At 66.2% G+C, this 20,907-nt stretch carries 17 protein-coding genes and 1 pseudogene; 5 read left to right on the top strand and 13 right to left on the bottom strand.

Features of this window, described 5'->3' with window-relative positions:
• Together EC845_RS01785 and EC845_RS01780 are read left to right on the top strand one after the other, a co-directional pair.
• Entirely contained in the window at positions 1 to 1,155 is a 1,155-nt protein-coding gene (locus EC845_RS01785) for a mannitol dehydrogenase family protein (RefSeq protein ID WP_123295510.1), read from the top strand.
• Complete coding sequence (locus EC845_RS01780) at positions 1,152 to 2,696, top strand: UxaA family hydrolase (protein ID WP_123295509.1); 1,545 nt, start codon at positions 1,152 to 1,154, stop codon at positions 2,694 to 2,696. Before EC845_RS01785 ends, EC845_RS01780 begins: the two co-directional genes overlap by 4 nt.
• A 44-nt stretch (positions 2,697 to 2,740) precedes the next feature.
• Here EC845_RS01780 and EC845_RS01775 read toward each other — a convergent pair whose 3' ends face one another.
• Complete coding sequence (locus EC845_RS01775; protein WP_123295508.1) at positions 2,741 to 3,451, bottom strand: hypothetical protein; 711 nt, start codon at positions 3,449 to 3,451, stop codon at positions 2,741 to 2,743.
• A gap of 248 nt (positions 3,452 to 3,699) precedes the next feature.
• Between EC845_RS01775 and EC845_RS01770 the strand changes: the two genes are divergently transcribed.
• Positions 3,700 to 4,122, top strand: a complete 423-nt coding sequence (locus EC845_RS01770; RefSeq protein ID WP_123295507.1) for a CopG family transcriptional regulator — start codon at positions 3,700 to 3,702, stop codon at positions 4,120 to 4,122.
• Positions 4,123 to 4,151: 29 nt separating this feature from the next.
• A complete protein-coding gene (locus tag EC845_RS01765) occupies positions 4,152 to 5,255 on the top strand; it encodes a PHB depolymerase family esterase (protein WP_123295506.1) in 1,104 nt (367 codons plus the stop codon).
• 31 nt (positions 5,256 to 5,286) lie between these two features.
• Here the strand turns inward: EC845_RS01765 and EC845_RS01760 are convergent, their stop codons facing one another.
• The 6 genes from EC845_RS01760 to EC845_RS01735 form a co-directional block, all read right to left on the bottom strand.
• A complete protein-coding gene (locus tag EC845_RS01760) occupies positions 5,287 to 5,823 on the bottom strand; it encodes a cysteine hydrolase family protein (RefSeq protein ID WP_123295505.1) in 537 nt (178 codons plus the stop codon).
• A complete protein-coding gene (locus EC845_RS01755) occupies positions 5,820 to 6,323 on the bottom strand; it encodes a hypothetical protein (protein ID WP_123296301.1) in 504 nt (167 codons plus the stop codon). Before EC845_RS01755 ends, EC845_RS01760 begins: the two co-directional genes overlap by 4 nt.
• 48 nt (positions 6,324 to 6,371) lie before the next feature.
• On the bottom strand, positions 6,372 to 7,166 hold the full coding sequence (locus EC845_RS01750) for an ABC transporter ATP-binding protein (RefSeq protein WP_123295504.1): 795 nt from the start codon (positions 7,164 to 7,166) through the stop codon (positions 6,372 to 6,374).
• Position 7,167: 1 nt separating this feature from the next.
• Positions 7,168 to 8,073 carry an ABC transporter permease gene (locus EC845_RS01745; RefSeq protein ID WP_123295503.1) on the bottom strand — a complete coding sequence of 302 codons (906 nt, stop codon included), beginning with the start codon at positions 8,071 to 8,073 and terminating at the stop codon, positions 7,168 to 7,170.
• A 167-nt stretch (positions 8,074 to 8,240) separates the two neighbouring features.
• Complete coding sequence (locus EC845_RS01740) at positions 8,241 to 9,221, bottom strand: ABC transporter substrate-binding protein (protein ID WP_123295502.1); 981 nt, start codon at positions 9,219 to 9,221, stop codon at positions 8,241 to 8,243.
• A gap of 207 nt (positions 9,222 to 9,428) precedes the next feature.
• Positions 9,429 to 10,418: an ABC transporter substrate-binding protein gene (locus EC845_RS01735; RefSeq protein ID WP_123295501.1), complete on the bottom strand. Its 990-nt coding sequence runs from the start codon at positions 10,416 to 10,418 to the stop codon at positions 9,429 to 9,431.
• Between the two features lie 193 nt (positions 10,419 to 10,611).
• Between EC845_RS01735 and EC845_RS01730 the strand changes: the two genes are divergently transcribed.
• On the top strand, positions 10,612 to 12,468 hold the full coding sequence (locus EC845_RS01730) for a glutamine--tRNA ligase/YqeY domain fusion protein (RefSeq protein WP_123295500.1): 1,857 nt from the start codon (positions 10,612 to 10,614) through the stop codon (positions 12,466 to 12,468).
• Positions 12,469 to 12,597: 129 nt separating this feature from the next.
• On the opposite strand, the gene EC845_RS01725 is transcribed toward EC845_RS01730, so the two are convergent.
• From EC845_RS01725 to EC845_RS01700, 6 genes and pseudogenes are all read right to left on the bottom strand, one after another.
• Positions 12,598 to 14,997, bottom strand: a complete 2,400-nt coding sequence (locus EC845_RS01725) for an FUSC family membrane protein (protein ID WP_123295499.1) — start codon at positions 14,995 to 14,997, stop codon at positions 12,598 to 12,600.
• A gap of 155 nt (positions 14,998 to 15,152) precedes the next feature.
• Positions 15,153 to 16,349: an amino acid aminotransferase gene (locus EC845_RS01720; protein ID WP_123295498.1), complete on the bottom strand. Its 1,197-nt coding sequence runs from the start codon at positions 16,347 to 16,349 to the stop codon at positions 15,153 to 15,155.
• Positions 16,350 to 16,436: 87 nt separating this feature from the next.
• Positions 16,437 to 17,066, bottom strand: a complete 630-nt coding sequence (locus EC845_RS01715; RefSeq protein ID WP_123295497.1) for a YitT family protein — start codon at positions 17,064 to 17,066, stop codon at positions 16,437 to 16,439.
• Positions 17,067 to 17,195: 129 nt separating this feature from the next.
• The gene (locus tag EC845_RS01710) at positions 17,196 to 17,663 is read right to left on the bottom strand and encodes an Lrp/AsnC family transcriptional regulator (protein WP_123295496.1); all 468 of its coding nucleotides are present in this window, start codon (positions 17,661 to 17,663) and stop codon (positions 17,196 to 17,198) included.
• 13 nt (positions 17,664 to 17,676) lie between these two features.
• On the bottom strand, positions 17,677 to 19,221 hold the full coding sequence (locus EC845_RS01705; RefSeq protein WP_123295495.1) for a M20/M25/M40 family metallo-hydrolase: 1,545 nt from the start codon (positions 19,219 to 19,221) through the stop codon (positions 17,677 to 17,679).
• 78 nt (positions 19,222 to 19,299) lie between these two features.
• Positions 19,300 to 20,681: pseudogene (locus tag EC845_RS01700) on the bottom strand (amino acid permease).
• Positions 20,682 to 20,907: the final 226 nt, after the last annotated feature.

Here is a 20,907-nt window from a genome sequence, read left to right as displayed (position 1 = left end):
ATGACCACTCCGATCCTGCAGTTCGGCACCAGCCGGTTCCTGCTGGCCCACGTCGATCTCTTCATCTCCGAGGCTCTGGCCGCCGGCGACGGCGGGCAGGCTCTGGGCGGCATCACGATCGTCCAGAGCACCGGAAGCCCGGCCAGCCGGACCCGGGTGCAGGCCCTGGCGAGCGGTGAAGGCTACCCCGTGCGCATCCGCGGACTCGAAGACGGGCAGGTCGTGGACCGGACGATACGGTCGACATCCATTGAGCGGGCGCTCGGCGCGTCGGAAGACTGGCCGGCGCTGCGCGACCTGTTCGGCGACGCGGTCCTGAAGGTCGTCGTCTCGAACACGGCCGATCGGGGCTACCTGCTGCATGACGGCGACAACGCCTCGTCGCTCTTGCACGACGCTGCGGCACCGACGAGCTTTCCGGCCAAGCTGCTGGTGCTGCTGCATGGACGCTGGCGTCGCTGCCCGTCGGCCCCGCTGACGCTGCTGCCCTGCGAGCTGATCGAGCGCAATGGCGAGGTGCTCCGGGACACGGTGGCCGGCCTCGCCGCCGAGTGGCGGACCGAACCCGAATTCGTGAGCTGGCTCGAGCGCCACTGCGTCTGGGCGAATTCGCTGGTGGACCGCATCGTCTCGGAAGCCATCGAGCCCGTCGGTGCCGTGGCCGAGCCCTATGCCCTGTGGGCGGTGGAGACCCAGCCCGGTCTGGTCCTGCCGTGCAGGCACCCTGCCATCGTGCTGACGCAGAACCTGGACCTGCACGAGCGACTGAAGCTGTTCCTGCTCAATGCCGCTCACACCTTTCTGGCCGAACGCTGGCTGGCCGATGGCCGGCCGGCGCAGGAAACCGTGCTGCAGGCCATGAACGACCCGGCCCTGGGCGCGGAACTGGAGGCACTCTGGCAGGACGAGATCCTGCCGGTGTTCGCCGCACGGGGCGAGTCCGAGCTGGCCCTGTCGTATCTCGTTTCCGTGCGCGAGCGGTTCAGGAACCCCTTTCTCGCCCATCGCCTGGCCGACATCGCCCAGAACCATCAACAGAAAAAACAGCGCCGGCTGGCTCCGATTGTCGCGCTCGCCGAACAGGTCGCTCCCGGCCTGGCTCAAGACCGGCTGCGGCTCGCACTCGGTCGAATCCAAGCAGGCTACCCCACATGACGAACAAGACTGATACCCCGAGCGGCCCGGCCGCCCTGCTGCTGAATGCCGAAGACAACGTGGCCGTGGCCTGCCGGGCGCTGGACGCCGGCGAGACCCTCGATATCGGCGGCCTGCAGATCACCACGCAGCAGCCGATCGGAGCCGGCCACAAGCTGGCCCTGCGGCCGATCGGCAGCGGCCACACGGTGCTCAAGTACGGACAGGCGATCGGCATGGCCAGCCGTGCCATCGAGCCGGGCGAGCACGTGCACGTCCACAACCTGGACATGGCGGACTCGGTGCACGACATGGCCTATGGCCACGCCTACCGGCCCACGGAACCTGTCCCCGCCCCGCTGACATTCCAGGGCATCGTGCGATCCGACGGCCGGGTCGCCACCCGCAATTACATCGGCGTGATCTCGAGCGTCAACTGCTCGGCCACGGTCTGCCGGCACATCGCAGGCCATTTCGGCGATGCCGTCCTTGCCGCGTTTCCCCATGTCGACGGTGTCGTGGCGATCACCCATGGCACGGGTTGCGGCATGGGCGGAAATGGGGAAGGACTCGCCCTGCTGCAGCGCACGATCCGGGGTTATGCCGATCACCCCAATTTCGCGGGCGTGCTGGTGATCGGCTTGGGATGCGAGGTCAACCAGATCGCACCGCTGGTCGATACGCTGTCGGCGCGGGATCCCGGCATGTTCGCCGCGCTGACGATCCAGGAAGAAGGCGGCACCCGCGAGACCATCGAACGGGGCAAGGCACTCGTGCACGCCATGCTGGCACAAGCCGACGCCTGCCGCCGCGAGGCGGTGCCCCTGTCTCGCCTGAGCGTGGGCCTGCAATGCGGCGGCTCGGACGGGTACTCGGGCATCAGCGCCAATCCCGCACTGGGCGTGGCAGTCGACCTGCTGGTCCGGCATGGCGGAACCGCCATTCTTTCGGAAACCCCCGAGATCTACGGCGCGGAGCACCTGCTGACCAACCGGGCGGCAACGCCGCAGGTGGCGGACCGCTTGATGCAACGACTGCGCTGGTGGGAGCAGTACGCAGCCCTGCATGGCGGCGACCTCAACAACAACCCGTCGCCCGGCAACAAGGCGGGCGGCATCACGACCATTCTCGAGAAGTCGCTGGGCGCCGTGGCCAAGGCAGGCTCCACCGGGTTGATGGACGTGCTCGAATACGCCGAGCCCGTGGCCACGCCCGGCCTGGTCTTCATGGACACGCCCGGCTACGACCCGGTGTCGGCGACCGGCCAGGTCGCGGGCGGCGCCAACCTCATCTGCTTCACGACCGGCAGAGGATCGACCTATGGCTGCAAGCCCACGCCTTCGCTCAAGCTGGCCAGCAACAGTGCATTGTTCGAACGCATGAGCCTCGACATGGATTTCGACTGCGGCGGCATCGTGGACGGCCGCATGACCCTCGCCGAAGCGGGCGAGGCCATTCTTCAGTTGATGATCGATACGGCATCGGGCCGCCAGAGCCAGAGCGAAAGACATGGCCTGGGCGACAACGAATTTCTGCCCTGGCAACTGGGCGCGGTCATGTGAGCATGGGTGTCATCCGGGTGGGCTGACGGCCCGCCCTGCCCCGTTCATTCATCCGCGCGAACCCGGATGCGCGTGCGGTTCCGCACCGCGGACACCGATAGCCGGGCGTTTTCCTCTGCCGAAGCCAGGGCGATCACCAGCGCCAGCGCGAATGCGATCGCCATGCCCGCCAGCGTGACCGATATCCAGAGCGGCGTGTTCATCATCTGGACGTCGGGCACGGTGAGCTCCACCCAGGACATGGCCGCCGTGCGCAGCATCGACCAGGCCACCAGCAAAAGGTAAAGGCCCCGCAACAGGTTGTCGAGACGACCTGAGCGGCTGGCAGACACGGCGACAGGCTTGACCGGCATGATCAGGAAAGCCGTGATGGCGAAGCTGAGAAACAGGTTCTGTTTGCCGAAATCGTTCTCGACCCATGCGTACTCGGCCACCAGGGCCATCATCGAGAACGCGATCGGGACACTGATCCAGTGGTTGATGGTTCCGCCATACCGGTGGGTCATGCCCACGCAGAGGCCATGGCAGGCCGCGAAGCACAACGCCGCCACCCACAGCCCCACGGACGGAAACAGCCTGCTGTCGACCACGATCTGGAGCACCATCGCGACCGAGACGAGCACATAGCCGGGGCCGATCCACAGCAGCGGCCGGTTGGCGCGGTGGAGCCGCCCTGCATGCGTCAGGTACAGGCCCAGCAGGAAGATGGCCAGCGGCAGGATCAGCAGCAGGACTTGAACACGGAGAGTCGGCATGGCACGTGGGGATAGGTCTGCATGGGGCGATAACCGCTCGGCCCCAGCCTGCAACTCGGTCGGATATCTTTTGTCGTTGGCCGAAGTCTGTCCGATAGGGCCCTCGAAGTCGAGAGCCGCAAGGTCCACCCAGCGATTACCCCAAGTCGATCGGCTGCAACCCGTTGTTTGCATGCCATCGGGCCGCGTCAAATCTATCGAAATGAAACAGCCATACACCATCCACTTGGATGGTTTAAGATGCGTCCATGCCTGCTCGCACACCCCACCTTGCTGCCGTCCCCAAGCCTGCCGACGAAAAGATCACCATCAACCTCGGTTTTGTCGACCTGGGCCAGATCGATCTGCTGGTGCAGGAGGGTTTCTATGCCAACCGCACCGATCTCATCCGCACCGCCATTCGCAATCAACTGGCCACGCATGGCGAGGTGGTTCGCCAGGTGGTCAGCCGCAAGACGCTGGTGCTGGGCATCCAGCACTACGGCACCGAGGATCTGCTCGCGGTGCAGGCGGCCGGCGAGATGCTGCAGGTCCGCGTTCTGGGGCTGGCGACGATCGCACCCGATGTCACACCCGAGCTCGCGCTCGCCACGATCGAATCCCTGACGGTACTGGGCGCCCTGCATGCCAGCCCCGCCGTCAAGGCTGCACTGCGTCAGCGCATTCGCTGACTTTCCCACCTGTCGCAAAAAGGCACACCATGCACCCGAGATTCCAGCAGTTCATGAGCCAGGCGACCCGACTCGCCCAAACCGGCCAGTTGGCCGACGCGACCGCCGCCATCCAGGCCGCCCTGCGCCGAGGACTCTCGCCCGCCGGCGCCCGGCAGGACGATGCCGACGTCATCGATGTCGATGCCCGCGAGATCCGGCAACCCGCCGGCCCCGGCGGACAGGCTCCGGCCCGCCCGGCCGAATCCGCATCGCCCTCATCCGCCCCGGCCGGCAAGGACGATGTGTTCGTCGCCGGCTCGTTCCGCCATGCGTCCGGCCAGCGCGACTACAAACTCTACATTCCGCCGAATGCAGAGGGCAAGCCCTTGCCTCTGGTGGTCATGCTTCATGGCTGCACCCAGGATGCCGACGACTTTGCCGCCGGGACCGCCATGAACGAGGCTGCGCAGGCCCAGGGTTTTTATGTGCTTTATCCGATCCAGTCCCATCAGGCGAATCCCCAGAAATGCTGGAGCTGGTTCAAGCACAACCACCAGCAGCCCGGCCGGGGCGAACCGGCCATCCTGGCGGGCATGACACGGGAAATCATTTCGACCCAGGCCATCGATCCCCGGCGCGTCTATGTCGCCGGGCTGTCGGCCGGAGGCGCGATGGCCGCGATCCTGGCCGGCGCCTATCCCGAGCTGTATGCGGCGGCGGGCGTGCATTCCGGACTGGCACCCGGCGCGGCCTCGGATCTGCCGTCAGCCCTCTCGGCCATGAAGGGCGGAGGTGCCGGGCCGACGCGGGAGCAGGCCGGCAGCGGCGTGCCGACCATCGTTTTCCACGGAGACTGCGACGCCACGGTTCACCCGAACAACGCCCGCGCCGTCGTGGCCGCCAGCGCAGGAACCGGCGCCTCGGTCGAAACCCTCGCCGTGCCAGGCACGGGCAACCGGCGCCACACCACCCGTCATCTGTACCGAAATCCGGCAGGCGATGTCGTCGCGGAATACTGGGATGTCCAAGGGGCGGGCCATGCCTGGGCCGGCGGTTCGTCGCGCGGCACCTATACCGACCGGTCGGGCCCCGATGCGAGTGCCGAGATGCTGCGCTTTTTCCTGGCACGCAGCCTCGGCGGCAAGCCGTAAGGCGCCGGCCCCTTGCGGCCAGCATCGCCGTTCAATCGGCCCAGACGATCTCCACGCTGCGCACCGCCTCGATCTTCGGTCCAAAACTCGTGATGCCGGGCAGCGTCGCATTGTGATGCGCCCGGATCTGCTCGCCGGTGGCATGGGGCTTGTCGTGCGTGGTGTGGGCATCCGAGGCGATCACCACCGGGTAACCCAGCGCGGCCGCACGGCGCACGGTGGTGTCGACACAGAACTCGGACGCATAGCCCGCGACCACGATGCTGCCGATCTTCCGTTCGGCCAGCAGTTCGCCCAGACCCGTGTTCAAGAACGAATCGGGCGTGCGTTTCCTGATCCTCAGATCGGGCGCGGCCACCTCGACTCCCTGTGCGAGCTGCCATCCGTCGGATTCGAACGGCAGCGAGCGGCTGTCCTCGTGCTGGATCCAGATCACGGGCACGCCGGCCGCCCTCGCCCGCCGGGACAATGCGTTGATGCGGTCGACGACGACATGGCCTTCGTGCGGACGGGGCACGACGTCGAACAATGCGCGTTGGACATCGATGACGAGAAGGGCCTGTTTCATCTGGGCCGTGCGGTGTAGCCGCTGTCGATCCAGGCCGCCGCGCTGGCAGCACTCAGCTTGAAGCTGGGTGAAACACGGGCCTCGCCCAACGGCTGGCCGAACTCGTCATAGGCCGAGAGCAAGGCATAGGGATACTCTTCGTCGGGCACGATCCGGAGCTTCACGCGGATGCGCTCGGAACCGGAGCCGATCGCCACTTCCTTGTTGAGCTGGGCATGCAACTGCTGCTCGTGGCGGCGCAGCACTTCGGAGGCGGTTTTCACCAGCGTGTGAAACGCCGGGGCATCGAGCGGCTTGGGGTTCTTTTTGTCGCGGCCCATGGTCCAGGGGCCCACCAGGGCCGGCTCGCTTTCGCCGTGCAAGGTCATGGAGACGGCCCAGCCATCATCGTCCTCGTTCTTGATCACGCAGGCGGTCCATCGTTCGTCGCGCCACAGGCGAGGTTCCTGGATGGACAGGGAATCGACGTCGTCCGGTGCGTCTGTAGAAAATTCGTTCATGCCGCCATTGTGCAATGGCCGCAAGCACCAGTGCCGCAGCCCGGCCGTTCAACCCAGCAGCAACGCGTCGTCGGCCAGCGCCTCGCCACGCACCTGCTCGAACATGTGCAGCAGATCGGCCACTTGCAGCCCCTGGCGCTTCGGACCGGAGACGTCCAGCACCACACGGCCCTGATGTAGCATGACGGTGCGGTCGCCCACATCGAGGGCCTGCCGCATGCTGTGCGTGACCATCATGGTGGTCAACGCCTTTTCGGTGACGATGCGCGCGGTGAGGCGCAGCACAAAATCGGCGGTCCGCGGATCGAGCGCGGCGGTGTGCTCGTCGAGCAGCAGAATGCGCGAGGGCTGCAAGGCCGCCATCAGCAGGCTGACCGCCTGGCGCTGGCCGCCGGAAAGCAGCCCGATACGGTCCGTCAGGCGGTTCTCGAGTCCCAGCCCCAGCGTGGCGAGATGGGCACGGAAACCTTCGCGCATCTCGGCCTTGACCGCACGCGACAGCCCGCGGCCGGCCCCGCGCCGTTGCGCCAGAGCCATGTTCTCCTCGATGGTGAGGTCTTCGCAGGTGCCCGCCATCGGGTCCTGGAACACCCGGGCCACGCGGTCGGCACGGTCCCAGACCGGCTGCCGCGTGACGTCGCGGTCGTCGATCAGGATCTGGCCATGGTCGATCTGCAGGTCGCCCGACACGGCATTCAGGAAGGTCGACTTGCCCGCACCGTTCGAGCCGATGACGGTGACGAACTGGCCGGCCGGTATGTCGAGCGAGAGTCCGCGCAGCGCCCGCGTCTCGATGGGCGTGCCGGGGTTGAACGTGATCTCGAGGTTCTTGGCGCTCAGCATCTCAGGCCTCCTTGCCGTTGGACGAAGCCGGCTTGACGCGCTTCTTGCGCAGCCGCGGCAGCACCAGGGCCAGCACGACCAGCACGGCGGTCACCAGGTTCAGATCCTGTGCCTGCAAGCCGATGAAGTCGCTGTTGAGCGCCAGCGCGATGAAGAAACGGTAGACGATGGCCCCCAGGATCACGGCCAGCGTGACCAGCAGCAGGCGGCGCGACGGCAGAATGCTTTCGCCCACGATGACGGCCGCCAGGCCGATGACGATGGTGCCGATGCCCATCGAGATGTCCGAACCGCCCTGGGTCTGCGCGAACAGCGCACCGGCCAGTGCCACCAGGGCGTTCGACAGCGCCATGCCCAGCAGGATCATGGCACCGGTGTTGACGCCCTGCGCGCGGGCCATGCGCCCGTTGGAGCCGGTGGCGCGGATCGCCAGGCCGGTCTGTGTGCCCAGGAACCAGTCGAGCGCGAACTTGGCGGCGACCACCACCACCGCCAGCAGCAGCGGACGGCCCATGTAGTCGGGCAGCCAGGTGGGCTGCAGCAGCGAGAACAGCGTCGGTTCGGTGATCAGCGGCACATTGGGTGCGCCCATGATGCGGAGGTTGATCGAGTACAGCGCGATCATCATCAGGATGCTGGCCAGCAGATCCATGATGCGAAGCTTGACGTTGAGCCAGGCCGTGACCGCGCCCGCAGCCGCGCCCGCCAGGGTCGCGGCCACGGTACTGGTGTAGGGATCGTGGCCGTTGGCGATGAGGATGGCGCAGACGGCACCGCCCAGGGGAAAGCTGCCGTCGACCGTCAGGTCGGGAAAACGCAGCAGGCGAAACGAGATCAGCACCCCCAGGGCGACCAGGCTGTAGATCAGCCCGATCTCCAGGGCTCCAAACAAGGCAAACGATGACATGGCAACAAGGAGCGGAGACAAAAAGGACGGGCTGTCATGACAGCCCGTGGCAGAGAACCGCCCCTGGGGCCGGTTTTTCAGGCGCAATTCTAGGCCCTGGCGCCGACCGGATCACCCGTTCAGGCAATCATGCCGGAGCCATGCCGGGCGTCGCCTTCATTCCGTTTTCAACGAAAGACCTGTTGCGCGGACTGGATCAGGTCGGGCGGCAGGGCCACGCCTTGTTTTTCCGCGGCGCCGGTGTTGACGAACAGGCGCAGCGTGGAACCGGTCTCGGGCTTGATGGCGCCGGGCTTTTCGCCGTTGAGAATGCGCAGCACCATGGCACCGGTCTGCAGGCCGAGCTCGTGGTAGTCGATGCCGTAGGCAGCGACCGCACCGCGCTTGACGCTGTCGGTATCGGCGGACAGCAAGGGCACCTTGGCGTCGTTCGCGACCTTGACGATGGACTCGTACGCCGACATGACGTTGTTGTCGTTGTTGGTGTAGAACAGATCGACCTTGCCCAGCAGGCTGCGCGCCGAGGTGGCGACGTCGACCGAGCGCGGCGCGGCCGCCTCGACCAGCGTCATGCCGTACTTGGGCAGCAGTTCGCGCAGCTGTTTGATCACCGTGGCGGAATTGGCTTCGCCCGGGTTGTAGACCACGCCCACGCGCTTGGCCTGCGGCAGGATGCGGCGAATCATCTCGGCCTGCTTGGTGAGGTCGAGCGCGTTGGACACGCCGGTCACGTTGGTGCCCGAAGCGTCCCAGCTCGGCGTGAGCTGGCCCGCGACCGGATCGGTCACGGCCGAGAAGACGATGGGGATGTTCTTGGTCGTGGCCAGCAGGGCCTGGGCCGACGGCGTGGAGATGGCGACGATGACGTCGGGCTGGTCGCCCACGAACTTGCGGGCGATCTGCCCGGCCGTGCCGGCATTGCCCTGGGCCGTCTGGTATTGCCAGCGCAGCGTCTTGCCGTCTTCGAGACCGGCCTTCTGCAGGGCTTCCTTGACGCCGTCCCGCACGGCATCCAGCGCGGGATGCTCGACGATCGAGGTCACCGCCACCGATTTCTGCTGCGCCGCGGCCGGCAGGGCGCACGACAGCGCGGCCAGAGCGGCACAGACGGCCGCCCGCAAGGCATGGGAAGAATGCTTCTTGAACATCAATGTTGTCTCCAGTTGTTTTATGCAGGCCAGGCGGCAACCGCCCCGGGCACGCCCTGCCCCGGCCACCTTGCGGCTTCCCGTTCACGCACCTGTCCTAGATTGGCCATTGGTTTGTGCGGGGCATTGGAGTCTACTGCCAAAAACAGGCCGAAACCCAGGCCGAAACCGCATCGCATCGCCATGCGAGCCCGGACACGCTGCGGGTCAGCGAATCACTTCGGCTGCGGTCTTCACCAGTTCATCGGGCAAGGTCGCACCCTGCTTCTGCGCCGCAGCCACGTTGACGAACAGCTGCAGCTTGTCGCTGGTCTGCGGTGCGATCTCGCCCGGGGGCGTGCCTTGCAGGATGCGCACCACCACGCGGCCGGTCTGCAGGCCCAGGTCGCGGTAGTCGATGCCCAGGGCCGCGACGGCGCCGCGCTTGACACTGTCGGTATCGGCTGCGATGAGCGGAATGCGCACGTCGTTGGCGACCTTCACGAGGGCTTCGTAAGCCGAGACCACGTTGTTGTCGGTGTTGGTGTAGATGACGTCGACCTTGCCGGCCAGGCTGCGTGCGGCCGAACCCACATCGACCGAACGCGGGGCCGATGCTTCCACCAGGGTCAGGCCGAGCTGCGGCAACAGCGCCTTGAGCTGCTTGACCACCACCACCGAGTTGGCTTCGCCCGGGTTGTAGACCATGCCGACGCGTTTGGCCTGCGGCACGATCTGCTTGAGCAGCGCCATCTGTTTGTCCAGTGCCAGCAGGTCGGACACGCCCGTGACGTTGCTGCCGGAGGGTTTCCAACTGGGCGTGAGCTGCGCGGCGACCGGGTCGGTCACGGCCGAGAACACGACGGGGATGTTCTTGGTGCCGGCGACCACGGCCTGAGCGGAAGGCGTGGCGATGGCCACGATGGCGTCGGGCCGGTCGCCGATGAACTTGCGCGCGATCTGTGCCGCCGTGCTGTTGTTGCCCTGGGCGCTCTGGTACTGCCAGCGGAGGTTCTTGCCGGCATCGTAGCCGGCCTGCTCGAGCGCCGACTTGACGCCGTCGCGCACGGCATCGAGCGCGGGATGCTCGACGATCGAGATCACGGCCACGGACTTCTGGCCCGTGGCTTGGGCGGCCGCTGTCAGCGGCAGGCTGGCGAACAGGGCGGCGGCAACTGCGCCGAGGCAGGCGCGGCGGGGCCAGGCAGATGCGGTCATGGGCAATCCTTGGTGCCGGCAAGGCGGCATGGAGACGGAAACACCAGCAGCCGACGAGCCCGCCCGCCCCGGCTTTCACCGATGCGGCACGGCAGTCGCCGGGCTGGCAGGAAACGGCCGAGTCTACCAAGCCGGGCCGGTGTTCACGGCCTTGTCGGGCAACGCATGCGACTCGACTTAAAATCGATGGCTTATGACCGCACCAGCCCATCCCGCTATCCCTGCAGCCGACACGGCCGCGCAAGAACCCGCCAAGGTTTCCAACTTCCTGCGCCAGATCATCGAGGCCGACCTCGCGCGCGGCACCTATGCAGAGCGCCACTGGGCCGGTACGCCCGGCGACGGTCCGCACCAGCAGTCGGGCCCGCTCGATCCAGCCCGCGTGCGCATGCGTTTTCCGCCCGAACCCAACGGTTACCTGCACATCGGTCACGCCAAGAGCATCTGCGTCAACTTCGGCCTCGCGGCCGAGTACGGCGGCATCTGCCACATGCGTTTCGACGACACCAATCCCGAAAAGGAAGAGCAGGAGTACGTCGACAGCATCCTCGACGCCGTGCAATGGCTGGGCTACAGCTGGACCTCGCAGTTCGGCGGCCAACCGCAGGAACACCTGTACTTCGCCAGCAACTACTTCGATTTCATGTACCGCGCGGCCGAGGCGCTGATCGAGGCCGGCCATGCCTATGTGGACGAACAGACGCCCGAAGCGATGCGGGCCAACCGCGGCGACTTCACCACGCCGGGTGTCGACAGCCCCTTCCGCAGCCGCACGCCGGCCGAGAACCTGGCGCGTTTCCGCGACATGCGCGACGGCAAGCTGCCCGACGGCGCCGCCGTGCTGCGGGCCAAGATCGACATGGCCAGCCCCAACATCAACCTGCGCGACCCGGCCATCTACCGGATCCGCCGCGCGACCCACCACAACACCGGCGACCAATGGTGCATCTACCCGATGTACACCTTTGCCCATCCGATCGAGGACGCGCTCGAGCAGATCACGCACAGCATCTGCACGCTCGAGTTCGAGGACCAGCGGCCCTTCTACGACTGGCTGCTCGAGCGCCTGGCCGAAAGCGGCCTGCTGCAGACGCCGCCGCCGCGCCAGTACGAGTTCGCCCGCCTGAACGTCACCTACGTGATCACCAGCAAACGCAAGCTCAAGCAACTCGTCGACGAAGGCCACGTGGCGGGCTGGGACGATCCCCGCATGCCGACCATCGTCGGCCTGCGCCGCCGCGGCTACACACCGCAGGCTCTGCAGCTGTTTGCCGAACGCAGCGGCATCAGCAAGTCGGGCGGCTGGATCGACTACAGCAGCCTCGAAGGTGCGCTGCGCGAAGACCTCGACGAAAAGGCTCCGCGCGCCATGGCCGTGCTCGACCCGATCAAGCTCGTCATCACCAATTGGGACGCGCTGCACGGCGAAGGCACGCTCGACAGTTGCACGGCTCCCGTGCACCCCCACCACCCCGAGCGTGGCCAGCGCACGTTCCAGTTCGGCCGCGAACTGTGGATCGAGCGCACCGACTACGAGGAAACGCCGCCCAAGGGGTTTTTCCGCCTGTATCCGCCGCAGACCCTGGCCGACGGCAGCACCAAACCGGGCAACCGTGTGCGCCTGAAGTACGGCCACGTGATCCAGTGCACCGGTGCAGTGAAGAACATCGACGGCGAAGTCATCGAGGTCCATGCCGAACTGGTGCCCGACACCAAGAGCGGCACGCCCGGCGCGGATTCGGTCAAGGTCAAGGGTGTGATCACCTGGGTGGGACTGACGGACGCCGTCGAGGCCGAGGTCCGGCTGTACGACCGCCTGTTCGCCGATCCCCATCCCGATGCAGGCGGCAAGAACTTCCTCGAAGCCCTCAACCCCGACAGCCTGTCCGTGGCCACGGCCTACCTCGAGCCCTCGCTGGCCCAGGCGCAGGCAGGCGACACCTTCCAGTTCGAACGCCACGGCTACTTCGTCGCCGATCGCGAAGACCACAAGCCGGGACGGCCGGTCTTCAACAAGAGCACCGGCCTGCGCGACAGCTGGGGCAAGTGAGCCCGGCACATCGCCGCAGCCGACGGGCCCCTTGCGGCTCGTGAAGCTGGCGAGGGCTCATGAGCCTCGTGAAGCTCACGGACAAGGGCGATGCGCAAGGAGGCGGCTGGACGCGGCACAGCCGCCACGTCAATCGGTCCTCAGGGTCTCCTTGATGGCCGGCGACGCACCCGCGGCCTGACGGACCTTCCTCTCTTGTTCATGGGCCGCTTCGGCCTGCAGGTCGGCTTGCAGGGCCATGGCGGCATCCTGGCGCAGCTCGTCGGCGATCGACATGGCCGAGGTGAGCCGATGCAGCAGCCAGGGCGTGACATCGTCGTCGGTATTCGACGGCAGCGTGGTCGACCCCAGCGTGTCGTCGGGCATGTCCTGCGGCACATCGCCCTGCCCCGCCGGCTTGTGCGGCGGCGCCGACGTCAGATCGGCCATCGACAATGCATGCACCATGTGCGCACTGGCGTACTGCATGGGCTGCGCCGCGCGTTCGGCGTCGATCGAGCCACGCCGCAGCAGCAGCAAGGACTTGACGGCGCTGAGCTGTGCCAGCAATTGGTAGCTGTGGGTCTGGAGCTGCTCGAGCGGCTCCAGCGGCGGGCGTACCGCACGCGGTTCGGACAACGAACGCTGGGTGGCCTGCACCAAGGCAGAGAGGCTGTCGTAAGCCTCGCGCCGCGCGAGCCGCCAGTCCAGTTCGGGCGAGTTGTCGACGGCCTCGAGCTGCGCTAGGCTCAGCGCGGCCTTGGCGTGACGGGCCTGGGCACTCATGGCCCGGCGCACCAGCCGCCGCAGTTGCGATCTTTCCCACGAAGGCAGCACATAACTGAACAGCCAGGCGATGCCCGCGCCGATCAGGGTATCGGCCACCCGTTCGACCAGCGCGAAGGTCGGGCTCACGCCGGTGTTCAGCATATGGGCCTGGACCAGCCCCAGCACGCTCGCGGCCGTGGCCGTGACGATGTACTTGCGCGCGCCGAACGCATGCGCCGTGGCCTGCGCGACGGTCACGCAGACCAGCAGCACCACGGTCGACGGGTGCAGCGACAGCAGGCAGACGGCCAGCACGCAGCCCATGAGGGTTCCGGCCACCCGGCTGTTGCGCCGCTCCAGCGTCTGTGCCAGGCTGCCCCGCAGCACCACCACGATGGTCAGCAGAATCCAGTACTCATGCGAGCCCCATGGCAGCAGCACGCCCACGACGTAGCCGCAGCCCACGGCCATCGCGGCCCGGAGCGCGTGGCGCAGGGGCGGCGCATCCCAGCGCCAGAGCGTGAGCAGCGGCTTGACCGACCAGGCCGTCGGGCTCACGAAAAGCTGCCAGTAGGCCCGCACGATGCGCAGATCCGGCGCCCGGTCGCCGCGGGCCAGGGCCGCCATGCGCAGGATCTCGTCGTTGACATGACCGACCCGGTCGGCCAGGCTGCGAACCAACGCATAGGCGGGATCGACCGGCACATCGGCGGCCGGCGAGGGAAACTCGTCGATCGACGCCTCTGCAGCCGCTTGGGCCATGTCGCGGGGCGTGGCCCGCTGGCCACGGGCCTGGCTGGGCGCCAGCCCCAGGGCGTCGAGCAAGGGCCGCCGATCGCTGGCGAATGTGCCGGCCCGGCCCAGCAGCAGGCTGTCGCCCAGGAGCTCGACTTCGTGCGCCAGCTGTTCCAGCACATGGCGCAGGGCACGAATGGTGCTGGCATGGCCTTGCGCCTGCGCCAGCGCGTTCAGGTCGAGTTCGCTGGCCAGCAGGTGGTCCCGCACTTCGAGCACGTTCATCAGCAAGGCCACCAGTTGCTGCCGCCGGGCTGTCCGAGGCGATTCGAGCACGATGTTGCGGGCATCCTGCAACTGATCGGCCAGCGCCGCCTGCTCGCGCAGCAACTGCCCGAGTTGCGGCGCGCCCGGCTGCCCCGCCGGAATGAAACGCCGGGCCTGCGTGCGCATGAGCGCAGCCAGCGCCATCAGGATGTCGCTGAGCATCAAGGCCCGGTAGCGGGTGTTGAGCGCCAGGTTGAACAGCGTGGCCCACACCAGATAGGCAGCGGCACCGATGCCGACATGCGAGGTGATCTCGAGCGCGTGGTCCCATCCGCCTTCCGGCGGCGTCGCCACCGAAAACACCATGGCCAGCATGATCGAGATGGCGATGGGGATGCCGCGCTTGCCCCAGGCCATGAACAAAAAGGCCACGAAAGTGGCCGGTACGATCAGCAAGCCCAGGCGAATGGGCGCAGCGTGCAGCAGTTGCACACCGAAGAACAGCGGCAGGCCGACCAGCAGGGCCGGCAGCATCTGCCGAATTTTGCCGCGACGCGGGGCGGGCTGATCCGGCGGCGCGGCGATGATGACCCCAACCGCCGTGGCCGATGCTGCGGCCGGCCCGAGCAGCAGGTGCGCCAGGCCCGAGATGAGCAGCAGGCCCAACGCCACCCCCAATCCGCTGAGCACGTAGAAACTCAGCGCCACGCGCAGGAAACGCCGCAGCCACGACTCGGCGTCGCGGGCCAGGGACAAGGCAGACGGGGGAACTGCGATCATGACGTGATGGGTATACGGCCCCACCATGTCATCGCATGGCGAACGGGCCTTTGTCTCCAACCGACAAGATTAACGCAAGTCGGGCCCGCGATTCGGTCTCACGGCCTGGGACTGGCCCTAGCCCTTCGTCACGCCAGGGTACCGATCGGGCCGGATCAGGCCAGCACAGCGGCAAAACCCTGGGCCACGCGCGCCACATTGCCTTCGTTGAGCCCGGCCACGCAGATGCGGCCGCTGCGCACCAGGTAGATGCCGAACGCTTCGCGCAACCGGTCGACCTGAGCGGCCGTGAGACCGGTGTAGCTGAACATGCCGCGCTGCTCGACCAGGTAGTCGAAATCGCGGCCGGGCAGCGCCTGCTTGAGCGCGTCGACCAGGGTCTGGCGCATGGCGATGATGCGGGTGCGCATGGCCTCGACTTCGGCCAGCCAGGCGGCTCGCAGCTCGGCATCGGCCAGCACCGTCTCCACCAGCACCGCGCCGTGGGTCGGCGGGCTGGAGTAGTTGCGCCGCACCGTGGCCTTGAGCTGGCCCAGCACGCGATCGGCGGCTTCGGCGCTTTCGCACACGATGGACAGGCCTCCGACACGCTCGCCGTACAGGGAAAAGATCTTCGAGAACGAGTTGCTCACGAAATACGTCAGGCCCGCGCGCGCCAGTGCACGAATCGCGTAGGCGTCTTCGTCCATGCCCGCACCGAAGCCCTGATAGGCGATGTCGAGGAAAGCGATCAACCCGCGTTCACGCACCACCTCGACCACCTGATCCCACTGCGAGGCATCGAGGTCGGAGCCGGTGGGGTTGTGGCAGCACGGGTGCAGCAGCACGATGCTCTGGTTCGGCAGGGTCTCGAGCGTCGACAGCATGCCCTCGAAATTCACGCCGCGGGTCTGGGCATCGAAGTAGGGATAGGTATGGGTCTTGAAGCCCGCGCCTTCGAAAATCGCCACATGGTTGTCCCAGGTGGGGTCGCTGACCCACACGTCGGAGCCCGGGAAATAACGCGCCAGGAAATCCGCGCCGACCTTGAGTGCGCCCGAGCCGCCCAGGGTCTGGATGGTGGCGATGCGGCCGGTGGCCAGGGCTTCGCAATCCCCGCCGAACAGCAGCTTCTGGATCGCCTGGCGGTACGGCAGCATGCCCTCCATGGGCAGGTACAGGCTGGGGCTGGGAGGCAGCGCCTCGAGCCGGGCCTGGGCCTGCTGCACGGTCTGCAACTGCGGAATGATGCCGCGCTCGTCGTAGTACAGGCCGATGCTCAGATTGACCTTGTCCGTGCGGGCGTCGAGCTTGAACGCCTCCATCAGCGACAGGATGGGATCGCCTGCATAGGACTCGATATGTTGGAACATGGGGGATGACTCCGTTGGAAAGGGATTGAAGACGGGCGCGAGACTTCAGGTGGGCCGGCGCCCGCACGCACGAACGGTCTCGGCCGCTCAGGCGACGTAGCGATGGGGACGGTGGTTCATCGCGATGATGAGGTTCAGGATCACGGCACCCAGGATCGAAGCCAGCAGCATGGGCAGACTGATGACGGCCAGCGAACAGGCCACGATGGTCACGTCGACCATCATCTGCAGCTTGCCGGCGCGGATCACGCCCCGATCCTGGAGGAACAGGGCCAGGATATTAACGCCTCCCAGGCTGGCCTTGTGGCGGAACAGCACGATGAAGCCCAGTCCCATGACGACATTGCCCAGCACCGCCGCATAGAACGGGTCGAGCTGCGAGATGTCGATGAAGCGCGGATGCAGTTCGGCAAACAGCGACACCAGCGCCACGGCGGCAAACGTCTTGAGGACGAACACCCGTCCCATGCGCTTGAAGGCCAGCACATAAAAAGGCAGGTTGAGAAGGAAAAACGCGACACCGAACTTCACGCCGAAGGCGTAATGCAGCAGGAAGGCCAGACCGGCGGTACCGCCCGTCAAGGTGCCCGATTGCTGAAGCAGCGAGACGCCGAAGGAAATCACCAGGCAACCCATCAGCAAGGCCAGGATGTCTTCGACCAAGGTATGGGGAACGGTGACCGGATTCACGGGTGTATCGAGAGTAGGAGCAGACATGGATCAGGACGCGGCAAGGCACACGAAGGCAGCAAAACGTGCCACGACATGCTTGCATGAGTCATTTTTCTATATTTTATGCACGATATGTGCATTAATCAATTTTTTGTGCACGGAATTCACATCTCGTCAGTTTGTGAACACAATGCCGTTCTCTTTGTGCCGCTCGAGCACCACCGCCGTCCGCAGATGGCTCACGCTGCCGCGCAGCGACGCCAGATCGCTGATCAGGCGGCTCATCTCCGCGAGGTCGAGCACGGCGATCTTCAGCAGGTAGTCGTAATCGCCTGTCAGCTTGAAGACGTCGCGAATGGCCGTCTCGCGCCCGACGAACTGGTGCAGGGCCTCCACCGCCTCGGGGCTGTGACTGTGCAGGCGAACCTCGACCATGCCCATCACCGGCGTCCCCTCGGCAACCGGGGCGAGATGGGCGTGGTAACCGAGGATGAGGCCGGCCTGCTCCAGCGCGATGCGGCGACGCGAGCACTGCGATGCCGACAGGCCGACCAGATCGGCCAACTCCTGGTTGGTCAGGCGGCCGTTGTCGCGCAGCAGATCCAGCATCTTGCGGTCGTGTTCGTCGATGGCGTGTTTCATGGGAGCGGCGGATTCAGAAAGGAGTGGTCAGCAATGATGCCACCGTGCGCACGCCTTCGACATAATTGCCCAGGCGCAGGTTTTCGTCGAAGCTGTGCTGGTTGTTGTCGGCGTTGACCAGCGGCACCACCACGTAGGGCACTTTCAGCACGTCGGCCGCGCCGCTCATGGGCAAGGTCGAACCGCCCATGCGGAAGACTTCCGGCTCGATCTGGCGCGGGGCCTTCACACCGCGCAGCGCCCATTGCGCCAGCGGCGACGACATGTCGGTCCGCGCACCGGTCGAGGTACTGGGATAGGCGGTCAGCCCCACCGACACCAACTTGCCGTAGCGGCTGCGTTCGTCGGCGCTGGGCTCGCGGCCCTCGACGATGTGGAACCCTTGGTTCTGGATGTGCTGCCGCACCAGGCCGTACAGGAAATCGGGCGGCGTCTCGGGCACGGTCCGGATGTTGAGGCTGGCCGTCGCCGTCGACGGAATGGCGTTGGCAGCCAGATTGCCGACCCGGCCCGCAGAGAAGCCCAGGATATCGAGCGAGGGGTACTGCACCGCTTCGACCGGGTTGCTGCCCACGGCATCCAGTTGGGCGATGCCGAACCGTTGCTCGAAGGTGCCTGCCACGGGCGCCGAACGGGCCATCTGCAGGCGGTCGCTTGCGCTGATCTGCACGCGGTCGTAGAAGCCGGGAATGACGACGCGTCCCTGCGCGTCCTTCATGCTGTCGAGCAAGCCCGCCAGGCGCAAGGCGGGGTTGGGCACCACGTTGCCGTAGGTCCCGCTGTGCGGGGCCGAGTTGGGGCCGAACACCGTGAGGTCGACCTGCACCGAACCCCGGTTGCCGAAATTCACACCCGGTTTGTTGCCCGGCGGCATGGCGCCGTCGAGGATGACGAGACCGTCGCTCCTGAGCCGCTCGGCGTTGTCGCGCATCACCAGATGCAGATGCGGCGAGCCTTTTTCCTCTTCGGAGTCGAGCAGCACCTTCACATGCACATCCGGGTTGCGGCCGGCGGCCTGCAGCGCATCGATGGCCGCCAGGAACATGGTGATGGGGCCTTTGTCGTCGGCCGAGGCACGGGCGAACACACGCCACTCCGGATCCAGCGCACCGGCCAGCCGGTCGAGCGGCAGCGTCTGCCACTGGCCCTGGGCATCCCGGGCCTTGAGCACGGGGGTCCAGGGATCCGTCTTCCATTCGCCGGGCACCACGGGCTGGCCGTCGAAATGCATGTAGAACAGAATGGTCTTGCGCTGCGGCGAGGCTTCGCCCCATTCCGCAAAGACGGCCGGCCGCTCGCCGTTGGCGAGTTGGCCGACCTTGAAGCCGCGCTTGGCGAAGGCCTGTTCCAGCCAGGCGGCATTGCGCTGGATGTCCGTGGCATTGGCCGCATCGTTGGGCATCGACAGCAGCTCCAGGTACTCGGGAAAACTGCCCTTGGCAAACTGCTCGGCCTGAGCCGTCGTCAGCACATGCTGGGCCTGTGCGGCGCCGCTGCACAGCAGGATCAGGGACGCGGCCACGGTGGCGCGTTTGCGGAGGGTGGAAAAAAATGTCATGGGGTCTCGGCAGACAGGTTGAATTCGGATGACGGGAGCCCGCCGGCGCCATGCAGCAACCGGCAGAGCCGCGAACGCTCAGGCGCGCTGGCCTTCTTGGGGCGACTCGGCCGCACGGCGGCTGCGCAGCCAGTAGCAGGCGCCCAGCAAAGCCAGCCAGGCCGGGATCAGCAGCACCGACACGCGGGTCGAGGGTGTGAGGAACATCACCAGCAGGATGCCGGCCATGAAGACCAGGCACAGCAGATTGGTCGCCGGGTAGCCCCAGCTCCGGAAGCGAGTCTGGCGACCGTCCCGAGCCATGCGGCGGCGGAACTGCATGTGCGTCAGGCTGATCATGGCCCAGTTGATCACCAGGGCCGAGACCACCAGCATCATCAGCAGGCCAAAGGCCTGGCCCGGCATGGCGTAGTTGATCAGCACGCACAGCGCAGTGGCTGCAGCCGACACCGCCAGCGCGGGGATGGGAATGCCGCGCCGGTTGACCCGTGCCAGCGCCTGCGGCGCGTTGCCCTGCAGCGCCAGGCCCAGCAGCATGCGGCTGTTGCAGTACACACAGCTGTTGTAGACCGACAGTGCGGCCGTCAGCACGACGATGTTCAGTGCCGTCGCGACCCAATTGCTGTCGAGCGCATGGAAGATCATCACGAAGGGACTGCCGCCCTGCTGCACCTGGCTCCAGGGATAGAGCGACAGCAGCACCGCCAGCGCACCCACATAGAACAGCAGGATGCGGTACACGACCTGGTTGGTGGCGCGCGGGATGCTTTCCTCCGGCGAATCCGCCTCGGCGGCGGTGATGCCGACCAGCTCGAGCCCGCCGAACGAGAACATGATGATGGCCATGGCCATCACCAGGCCACCCAGACCGTGCGGGAAAAAGCCGCCCAATTGCCACAGATTGGTCACGCTGGCCTGCGGGCCGCCGTTGCCGCTGGCCAGCAGATAAGCGCCGAAGCCGATCATGGCCACGATGGCACCGACCTTGATGATGGAGAACCAGAACTCCATCTCGCCGAACAGCTTGACGTGGAGCAGGTTGATCACGTTGATCAGCACAAAGAACACCAGCGCCGAGACCCAGGTGGGCACACCCGGCCACCAGTACTGCACGTAGATGCCCACCGCCGTGAGCTCGGCCATGCTCACCAGCACATACAGCACCCAGTAGTCCAGCCCGAGACAAAACCCGCGAAAGGTCCCCAGTAGCGGTTGGCGAAGTGGCTGAACGAACCGGCCACCGGCTCCTCGACCACCATCTCGCCCAGTTGCCGCATGATCAGGAAGGCGATCACACCGGCGATCGCATAACCCAGGATGACCGACGGTCCGGCCAGTTGAATGGTCTGCGCAATGCCGAGGAACAAACCGGTTCCGACGGCGCCCCCCAAGGCAATCAGCTGAATGTGACGATTGCTCAACCCTCTTTTGAGCGTGTTCTTGTGTTCGGCTTGGCTCATGGCAAATGAATAAGGAAAAAGAAGTCCCCGCGGGACTCATGACTCACACTTCATGCAAATTGAATGCCAGAAATGCAAGATTCACGCAAATCATGGTCAGTACAGCCATTCCCTGCCTACCCAGTCACGCCATCGACCATGGCCTGAACAAGGCAACCCGGTTTTGGTGCAAACAAAGCCCCAACACGGTGCGCAATCCACCAGAAATGCACGGATTGTGTGATTT

The sequence above is a fragment of the Comamonas sp. BIGb0124 genome (assembly GCF_003752175.1).
Classification (GTDB): Bacteria; Pseudomonadota; Gammaproteobacteria; order Burkholderiales; family Burkholderiaceae_C; genus Comamonas_F.
This window is presented reverse-complemented; position numbering and strand designations above follow the sequence as displayed.

Bases quoted from the DNA above. Each gene is read 5' to 3' on its own strand.
- EC845_RS01785 (WP_123295510.1), top strand. From the start codon at position 1: ATGACCACTCCGATCCTGCAGTTCGGCACCAGCCGGTTCCTGCTGGCC.
- EC845_RS01780 (WP_123295509.1), top strand. From the start codon at position 1,152: ATGACGAACAAGACTGATACCCCGAGCGGCCCGGCCGCCCTGCTGCTG.
- EC845_RS01775 (WP_123295508.1), bottom strand. From the start codon at position 3,451: ATGCCGACTCTCCGTGTTCAAGTCCTGCTGCTGATCCTGCCGCTGGCC.
- EC845_RS01770 (WP_123295507.1), top strand. From the start codon at position 3,700: ATGCCTGCTCGCACACCCCACCTTGCTGCCGTCCCCAAGCCTGCCGAC.
- EC845_RS01765 (WP_123295506.1), top strand. From the start codon at position 4,152: ATGCACCCGAGATTCCAGCAGTTCATGAGCCAGGCGACCCGACTCGCC.
- EC845_RS01760 (WP_123295505.1), bottom strand. From the start codon at position 5,823: ATGAAACAGGCCCTTCTCGTCATCGATGTCCAACGCGCATTGTTCGAC.
- EC845_RS01755 (WP_123296301.1), bottom strand. From the start codon at position 6,323: ATGAACGAATTTTCTACAGACGCACCGGACGACGTCGATTCCCTGTCC.
- EC845_RS01750 (WP_123295504.1), bottom strand. From the start codon at position 7,166: ATGCTGAGCGCCAAGAACCTCGAGATCACGTTCAACCCCGGCACGCCC.
- EC845_RS01745 (WP_123295503.1), bottom strand. From the start codon at position 8,073: ATGTCATCGTTTGCCTTGTTTGGAGCCCTGGAGATCGGGCTGATCTAC.
- EC845_RS01740 (WP_123295502.1), bottom strand. From the start codon at position 9,221: ATGTTCAAGAAGCATTCTTCCCATGCCTTGCGGGCGGCCGTCTGTGCC.
- EC845_RS01735 (WP_123295501.1), bottom strand. From the start codon at position 10,418: ATGACCGCATCTGCCTGGCCCCGCCGCGCCTGCCTCGGCGCAGTTGCC.
- EC845_RS01730 (WP_123295500.1), top strand. From the start codon at position 10,612: ATGACCGCACCAGCCCATCCCGCTATCCCTGCAGCCGACACGGCCGCG.
- EC845_RS01725 (WP_123295499.1), bottom strand. From the start codon at position 14,997: ATGATCGCAGTTCCCCCGTCTGCCTTGTCCCTGGCCCGCGACGCCGAG.
- EC845_RS01720 (WP_123295498.1), bottom strand. From the start codon at position 16,349: ATGTTCCAACATATCGAGTCCTATGCAGGCGATCCCATCCTGTCGCTG.
- EC845_RS01715 (WP_123295497.1), bottom strand. From the start codon at position 17,066: ATGTCTGCTCCTACTCTCGATACACCCGTGAATCCGGTCACCGTTCCC.
- EC845_RS01710 (WP_123295496.1), bottom strand. From the start codon at position 17,663: ATGAAACACGCCATCGACGAACACGACCGCAAGATGCTGGATCTGCTG.
- EC845_RS01705 (WP_123295495.1), bottom strand. From the start codon at position 19,221: ATGACATTTTTTTCCACCCTCCGCAAACGCGCCACCGTGGCCGCGTCC.